We start from the raw sequence: 7,737 nt of genomic DNA on the forward strand, positions 1-7,737 counted from the left end.
GGGGGGCCCCCGCCGACAACGGCTCGCCGCTGAGCGGGTACGCGGTCGCGTGGTCGGGCGGCGGCACGGGCGGCTCGACCACGACCGCCGCGACGGGCGCGACCCTGAGCGTGCCCTGCGGCGGGCAGCCCCTGTGCACCGACGGCGGCACGCTCACCGTGACCGTCACGCCCGCCAACGGCGTCGGGGCCGGGCCCGCTGCGAGCACGGGCGTGAGCGTCCCCGCGCCGCCCCTGCCGCCGCCCGCCGACGGCGACTCGGTCGTCGCCTACGTCCACTACGGCACCCCCGGCCTGGGCGACCCCGACGTCCCGATGTCCGCGCAGCTCTCGCCCCCCGCGTCGTGGGCGGCGCACCAGGGCGGCTGCACGCTCGTCGTCAACGGAGCCGCCGCGGGCAGCGTGTCGTGCTCCGGGGGTGCGGTGCACCTCGGCAGCTTCTCCGGGGGCTCCGTGACCGTCGCCGTCCGGGCCGAGAACGTCGATGGCCGAACGGTCACGTCCGCCTCGGTGACCGAGCAGGTGCCGCCGCGCAACACGTGGGCGTACTGCAACCCGAACACCGGCATCTGCACCCAGCCGGTGAGCATCACGCCCGGCGACCCCGACGTGGTCGTCGTGCCGCTGCCGTGGACCCCACGGCTTCCCGTGGGGCCCGAGCGGCCGCCGCTCGCCGCGGCCGGTGCGGGCCTCCTGCTCGCCGCAGGTGCGCTGCGCGCCGCACGCCTGCGCACCCGCCCCGCCGCGGCGGCCACGGACGACGCCGCACCGACCGCACCGCCGAGCCCGCACGCCCCGACCGAGGAGAGCCCCGCATGACCGACGCCGTCACCACCGTCGCCGACTTCCGGGTGCTGCACGGGCGCGTCGTCGACGCGGTCGAGCACGCCGTGCACGGCAAGCGGCCCGTCGTCGAGCTCGTGGTCGCCGCGCTGTTCTCGGGCGGGCACGTGCTGCTCGAGGACGTGCCCGGCACCGGCAAGACGACCCTCGCGCGCGCGGTCGCCGCGGCGCTCGGCGGCACGTCGCGCCGCATCCAGTTCACGCCCGACCTGCTGCCGGCCGACGTGACGGGCACGAGCGTGCTCGACCCCGCCACCGGCGAGGTGCGGTTCCGCCCCGGGCCGGTGTTCTCGCACGTGCTGCTGGCCGACGAGATCAACCGCGCCGCCGCCAAGACGCAGTCGGCCATGCTCGAGGTCATGGCCGAGCGCACCGTCACGGCCGACGGCACGACGCACACCGTGCCCGACCCGTTCCTCGTGGTCGCGACGCAGAACCCCGTCGACCTCGACGGCACGTACCGGCTGCCCGAGGCGCAGCTCGACCGGTTCCTGCTGCGCGTGAGCCTGGGCTACCCGGACCTCGAGCACGAGCTCGCGGTGCTGCGGCCCGGGTCGAGCGCGGGCGACGTCGCGAGCGTCCCGGTCGTCACGAGCCCCGACGAGGTCGCGCGCTTCGTGCGCGACCTGCGCGCCGTGCACGTGGCCGACCCCCTGCTGCGCTACGTGCGCGCGCTCGGCGAGGCGACGCGCGAGGACGCACGCACACGCCTGGGCGCGAGCACGCGCGCGCTGCGTGCGCTCGTCGGCGCGGGCCAGGTGCAGGCGGCCGCGCAGGGGCGGCACTACGTCGTCCCGAGCGACGTGCAGCGCGTCGCGCACGCCGTGCTCGAGCACCGTCTCGTGCTCACGCGCGAGGCGCTGCTCGAGGGCACGACCGCCGCCGACGTCGTGGCCGCGGCGGTCGAGGCCGTCGAGGTGCCGCGGCCCGCGGCCGTCTGAGGCGCGGCACGTGTCCCGCGGTCTGCGTCCCACGGCGCGCGGCACGGTGCTGACCGTGCTCGGCGTCGCGGCGCTCGTGCTCGGCCTGCTCGCGCGCTACCCGGGGCTCGTCGCGCTCGGCGTCGCGGCGCTCGGGCTGGTGCTCGCCGCGCTCGTCGGGCTCGCGCTGCCGACGCCGCTCGACGTCACGCACCGCGTCGAGCCCGCGCGCACGCCGCGGCTCGCCCCGGCGGCCGCGCACGTCGCGCTGCGCAACGCCTCGCCGTGGCTCCCGCTCGAGGTCGCGGGCACCGACCACGTCGCGGGCCGCGCGCTGCCGCTCGCACCCGTGCGCCTCGCGCCGCGCGGCACGGGGGAGGTCGAGGTGCCCGTGCCGACGGACCGCCGCGGGCTCGTCCCGGTCGGGCCGTTCGTGCTCGAGCGCCGCGGGCTGGCCGACCTCGCCCGTGCGCGCGAGCGCCGCGGCGGCTCGTCGACGCTGCAGGTCGTGCCGCGGCTCCTCGCCGCGTCCGCGCCGCCGCCCGGGCGCCGCCGCGGGCACGTCGGCACCCAGGAGCGCGTCGAGCACGGGGGCACCGACCTCGTGGGGCTGCGCGAGTACGTCCCCGGCGACGACCTGCGCCGCCTGCACTGGGCGAGCACCGCGCGCGTCGGCACCCCGATGGTCCGCGAGGACGCCGACCCTGCGCAGCCGCACCTCACGGTGCTGCTCGACGACCGCGCCGCCGCGTACGGCGACGACGCCGCGGGCGACGGCTTCGAGGAGGCCGTGGACGTCGCGGCGTCGCTCGTGCAGGCGTGCGCGGCCGACGGCGCCCCGGTGCGCTGCGTGACGCTCACCGGCCGGCTCGACGTCGAGGCGCCCGCGGGCGTGCCCGGCTCGGGCGAGCCGCTGCGCGCGGCGGCGCACGCCGCGGACCGGCTCACGGTCGTCGCGCCGGGCGGCCCGCGGGAGGCGTCGCTCGACGCAGCGGTCGCCGTGCCGCCGGGCGGCGGGGCGGTCGTGGACGTGCTCGCCGTGGTCACGGGCCACCGCGCGCCGCTGCCCGCGCTCCTGCTCGCCGGGCGCGGTGCGGCGACCTGCCTGCTGCTCGTCGTCGACCCCGTTCCCGAGCGCGTGCTCGGCGCGTCGGGCGCCGCGACCGTCGTGCGCGGGCCGCGCGCCGAGGACCTGCTGCGCGGCTGGGACCTGGCGGTGGCGCGGTGAGCGCGCGCGGTGCGGGCCTCGCGGTGACCGCGTGGGCGTGCGCGCTGCTGCTGCTCGCGTGCGTGCCGACGGCCGCCGCGTTCACGTCACCCGTGGTCCTCGCGCCGCTCGCGGGCGCCGTGCTCGTCCCGTTCGGGCTCGTCGCGCTCGCGCGGCGCCTGCGCGTGCCCGCGTGGGCGACGGGCACGGCGGTCGTCGCGCTCGTGCTGGTCGTCGCGGCCTCCGTCGCGCGGGTCGGCGCGGTGCCGCTGCCGGACGGCACGGACGACGCGTGGCGCTCGACGGGTGCCGCCGCCGCGCTCGCACCCGTCGCCGACGCGGTCGCGCGGCTCCTCACGGCACCGCGCCCGGCCGCACCGCTGCTCGCGCTGCCGCTGGTCGTGCTCGCGGCGCTCGTCGCGCTGGGCGTCGCGCTCGCGCTCGGACGTCGCGCACCGGCACGCGTCGCGCCGCTGGTCGGGGCGAGCGTCCTCTACGCCGCCGCGCTGCTGCTCACGGCCGGCGCGGCGGACCGCGGCGTCGTCGCGGTCGCGCTCGTCGCGGTCGCGGCCGCGGGGTGGGTGCTGCTCGGGGGCGACGCGGTCGCGCGCGAGCGCGAGGCGCCCCGGCTCGGGCACGCGACGCGCGGCCCCCGCACGCGGTGGCGCGCCGGTGGCGTCGCCGGGCTCGTCGTCGTCGCGCTCGTCGCGGCCGTCGGCGTCGCGAGCGCGGGCGCGGTCACGGGTCGCGCGTTCGAGCCGCGCGAGCACGTCGCGCCGCCGCGCGTCCCCGCGCCGGCCGTGCACCCGCTCGCCGAGCTGTCCCGCTGGCAGACCGACGCCGACGCGACGGTGCTGCGCGTCGCGGGCACGCACCCGGGCTACCTCACGTGGGTGACGCTGCCGGACTTCGACGGCACGGGGTGGTCGGCCGACCTGGACCTGCGCGCGGTCGGGACGGTCGTCGAGCCCTCGCTCGCGCCGGGCCGCGCGCGGTCGGCGGTCGACGTCGAGGTCGAGCTCGCGGCGCTCGCCGGGCCGTCGGGGTCGCCCGGCCCGTGGTTGCCGTCGGCCGGCGACGTGGTCGCGACGACGGCGCCGCGCGCGCTCGTCGACGCCGACACGGGCGTCCTCGCGGTGCCGCCCACGCCCGACGGGCGGCTGCCCGCGGGGCTGACGTACCGCGTGCGCGGCGAGGTCGACGCGCCCGACGCGGCCCGTGCGGCCGGCGCGGGCGTGCCCGGCGGTGCCGAGGTCGAGCGCTACCTGCGCCTCGACCGCGTGCCGCCGGACCTGCGGCGCTACGCGCAGGACGTCGTCGCCGGCGCGCACTCGCGGCTCGACCAGGCCACGCTGCTCGCCGACACCGTGCGGGCCGACCGCGAGCTCGCGGTCGACGCCGTCAGCGGCTCGTCGTACGCGCGCCTGCGCGAGTTCCTGTTCGCCGACCGCGCCGACGGCGGCCAGGTCGGCACGAGCGAGCAGTTCGCGGGCGCGTTCGCGGTGCTCGCGCGCGCCGTCGGGCTGCCGTCGCGCGTCGTGCTGGGGTTCGCGGTGCCGGGCGGCGCCGCGCAGGACGACGCCGCACCGCGCGACGTGCGCGGCGCGGACGTGCGGGCGTGGGCCGAGGTGTACCTCGCGGGCACGGGCTGGGTGCGCTTCGACCCGTCGCCCGACGCGGCGACGGCCACGGGCGTCGCACCGGACGCGCGCCAGCAGGACGCGGGGACCCCCGTCGAGGACGACGTGCCCGTCGACGCGCCGCAGGACGCGCCGGCACCCGACCCGGACGCCGACGTGCCGCCGCGCGACGCCGCCGGGGGCGCGGCCCTCGGTGTCGTGGCGCTCGCGCTCGTCGTGGTGCTCGGTGCGGCCGGGGCCGGCACCGCGGCCGCGCTGGCCGCGCTGCGGGTCGTAAGGCGACGCCGCCTGCGCGCCGCGGGCGCCGTCGGGGCGTGGCAGCACGCGGCCGAGGCGCTCGCGCTGCGCGACGGCCCCCCGCCCGGGGCGGCGACGTCACCCCGGCTCGCGGAGCGGATGGCCGCGCTCACGGGTGTCGACGCGTCCGGGCTCGCGCGGCGCGCGGAGGCCGCCGCGTTCGGCCCCGGCGCCGCGACGGACGACGCGGCGGCGTGGCAGCAGGCCCGCGAGGTCGAGCGGCTGCTGCGCCGGGGCGCGCGTCCCGCCCGGCGGCTCACGTGGTGGTTCGCCCCGCCGCCACGCGCGCCCCGGTCGCGCGTCAGCAGCGGAACCGGGCGACCTGCGCGCTGAGCGCCTGCGCGAGGGCCGCGAGCCCGTCGATGCGCTCGCGGGCCTGCGCGATGCCGCCCGCGACCTCCTGGGTCGCGTCCGCGACGTCGGCCACGTGCGCCGCGATCGCCTCGGAGCCCGCGGCGGCCTCGGTGATGTTGCGGCCCGACTCGTTGGTCGTCGCGGTCTGCTCCTCGACGGCCGACGCGATCGTCATCTGGTAGTCGTTGATCGAGCCGACGATCTGCGCGATCTCCCGGATCGCGTCGGCCGCGCCGCGCGAGTCGGACTGGATCGCCTCGATGCGCCGGGAGATCTCGTCGGTCGCGCGCGACGTCTGCTGCGCGAGCTCCTTTCACCTCGCCGGCCACGACCGAGAAGCCGCGGCCCGCCTCGCCCGCACGTGCCGCCTCGATGGTCGCGTTGAGCGCGAGCAGGTTCGTCTGGTCGGCGATCGCCGTGATGAGCCGCACCACGTTGCCGATCTCCTCGCTGGACTCGGCGAGGCTCACGACCGTGGTGTCGGTGCGGCCCGCGGCGTCGACCGCGGTCGCGGCGACCTGCGCGGCCTGCGTCGCGTTGCGCGAGATCTCGCGGATCGACGTCTCCATCTCGTGCGAGCCCGACGCGACCGTGAGGACGTTCGTCGAGACGCCGGCGGCCGCGGTCGTGACCTCGCCGGCCTGCCGCGAGGCACGGTCCGAGGCCGCCGCGACCGCGGTCGACACCTGCGTGAGCTCCTCGCTCGCGCTCGTGAGCGCGGCGGTCGTCGTGGTGATGTCGCGCACGAGCGCGGCGACCCGCTCGGCGGCCTCGTTGAGGGCGCGCGCCATCTGCCCGGCCTCGTCCTGCGAGTCCGCGGGCACGCGCACCGTCAGGTCGCCCTCGGCGAGGCGCTGCAGCGCGCCGCGCACGGCGTGCAGGCGGCGGATGATGCCGCCCGAGACGAACCAGGCCAGCGTGCCGCCCGCGACGAGCGCGACGAGCGCGGTCGCGATCGTCAGCCAGCGGCTGCGGGTCTCGGTCGCGAGGACCTGCGCGTCGAGGTCGTCCACCTGGGCCTGCACGGCCGCGCGCAGGTCGTCGAGCGCGCCCGCGACCACGAAGTACGCGTCCCAGCGCTCGCCCTGCCAGGTCGCGTCGCCCTCGTCGAGGCGGCCGTCGCGCCACGCCGCGAAGATCTTCTGGTCGGCGTCGACGTAGCCCTGCCAGGCCGCGTCGATGGCGGCGAGCGCGTCCCGGCCGTCGTCGTCGAGCGTCGCGGGGTCGAGGTCGACGACGTTGTCGCGGAACTCGGTGATGCCCTGCGTGTAGCCGGCCATGGTGTCGCCGCCCGACGCTGCGGCGACGTCGCCGCCGTCGACCCGGGACGACCAGGCCATGATCGCGAGGTAGTCGGCGGCCCAGAGCATGCCGTACCGGCCGGCCTCGACCCGCGCCTGCACGGCGACCGCGTCGTCCGCGCGGTCGCGCAGCGCCGCGACGCGGGCGGCGCCCTGCAGCGACGTCGTCGCGACGACGACGAGGCCCAGCATGAGCACGGCCGCGATCGTGAAGACGCGCGTGCGCACGCTGCGGTCGTCGAAGCGGAGACGTCGAGGGCGGGACGTGCTCATGGGGTGCCTCCGGGGGGCGTGGGACGCGAGGTGCGTCTCACCCATCGGCGCCGCCCGCGGCGTCTGAGGGACACGGACGGGTGAACGTGGCCGACCAGGGACCTCCGCCCCTACCGGTCCACGCAGGCCTCGTCGGAGATGCCCCGGCGCTGCGTGTCCTCGGTGAGGATCGCGACCACGCGCAGGCACACGCGCGGCGACTGCGGGTCGACGCCCTCGACCGTGTACGTGGTCGCGCCCGCGGGCAGCGACACCAGCGCGCGCGGCGGGTCGTCGAGCGGGTCGACGACGACGAACGTCGCCCCGCCGCCCGTCGGGTCGCCCCAGCTCAGCTCGACGCTCGTGCCGCGGTCCACGGCCACGAGGTCGGTGGGGGTGACCCCCGGGTCGGACACCTCGGGCTGCAGCGGGCCGGTCGGCGACGGCACGGGGTCCTCGCGGACCGGCACCTCGGCGGCCGTCGGCGTGGGCGAGGGCGTCGGCTGCGCGGTCCCGGGCGCCTGCCGCGCCGACGCCCAGGTGGTCACGCCCACGCCGACCGCGCTGCCCAGCAGGATCGCGCCGCCCACGAACGCCGCGACGCGCACCCAGCCGCCGCGTCCGCCGCCGGCCGTCGCGTCGGGGGCGTCGGCCGTGCGTGGCGGCAGCCCCGGGGGAGCCGGGTGCAGCCCCGTGGCCTCGTCGTCGGCGCCCACGGCCGCCGGGACCGGGGCGTGCAGCAGCGAGAGCGCCGACGGGGCGAGCGCCCGGTCGTCCTCGGGCTGGACGGGCGGCAGCTCCAGCGGTGGGAGGGTGCCTCCCCGGGCGGCCACGGGTGCGGCGGCGGGCGCGGCGTCCGACGTGGCGGGCGTCCCGGTGCCGGGCGCGGGGTCGACGGCGGGGGCCGCGGCCGCCCCCGCTGGC

The 7,737-nt window shown here is 79.2% G+C and carries 5 protein-coding genes and 2 pseudogenes; 4 read left to right on the forward strand and 3 right to left on the reverse strand.

Going from position 1 to position 7,737, the window contains the following annotated elements; all coding sequences use genetic code 11:
- The 4 genes from CS2_RS19190 to CS2_RS17095 all read left to right on the forward strand — a co-directional run.
- A partial coding sequence (locus tag CS2_RS19190; protein WP_217997405.1) for a hypothetical protein occupies positions 1-818 on the forward strand: 818 nt, incomplete at its 5' end.
- Positions 815-1,783 (forward strand): AAA family ATPase, encoded by a 969-nt coding sequence (locus CS2_RS17085; RefSeq protein ID WP_070320881.1) that lies wholly within the window; start codon positions 815-817, stop codon positions 1,781-1,783. The genes CS2_RS19190 and CS2_RS17085, both read left to right, overlap by 4 nt.
- 10 nt (positions 1,784-1,793) lie before the next feature.
- Positions 1,794-2,990, forward strand: coding sequence for a DUF58 domain-containing protein (locus tag CS2_RS17090; protein WP_070320882.1), 1,197 nt, complete (start codon positions 1,794-1,796; stop codon positions 2,988-2,990).
- Positions 2,987-5,239 carry a transglutaminase-like domain-containing protein gene (locus CS2_RS17095; RefSeq protein ID WP_070320883.1) on the forward strand — a complete coding sequence of 751 codons (2,253 nt, stop codon included), beginning with the start codon at positions 2,987-2,989 and terminating at the stop codon, positions 5,237-5,239. Before CS2_RS17090 ends, CS2_RS17095 begins: the two co-directional genes overlap by 4 nt.
- Here CS2_RS17095 and CS2_RS17100 read toward each other — a convergent pair.
- The 3 genes and pseudogenes from CS2_RS17100 to CS2_RS19195 all read right to left on the reverse strand — a co-directional run.
- Entirely contained in the window at positions 5,208-5,435 is a 228-nt protein-coding gene (locus CS2_RS17100) for a hypothetical protein (RefSeq protein ID WP_070320884.1), read from the reverse strand. The genes CS2_RS17095 and CS2_RS17100 overlap by 32 nt on opposite strands.
- A 193-nt stretch (positions 5,436-5,628) precedes the next feature.
- Positions 5,629-6,879 (reverse strand): annotated as a pseudogene (locus CS2_RS19730) (methyl-accepting chemotaxis protein); the annotation flags it as partial.
- 65 nt (positions 6,880-6,944) lie between these two features.
- Positions 6,945-7,737 (reverse strand): annotated as a pseudogene (locus CS2_RS19195) (hypothetical protein); the annotation flags it as partial.

This window comes from Cellulomonas iranensis NBRC 101100 = JCM 18110 (assembly GCF_001552375.1).
Classification (GTDB): domain Bacteria; phylum Actinomycetota; class Actinomycetes; order Actinomycetales; family Cellulomonadaceae; genus Cellulomonas; species Cellulomonas iranensis.

Bases quoted from the DNA above. Each gene is read 5' to 3' on its own strand.
- CS2_RS17100 (WP_070320884.1), bottom strand. From the start codon at position 5,435: ATGACGATCGCGTCGGCCGTCGAGGAGCAGACCGCGACGACCAACGAG.
- CS2_RS17085 (WP_070320881.1), top strand. From the start codon at position 815: ATGACCGACGCCGTCACCACCGTCGCCGACTTCCGGGTGCTGCACGGG.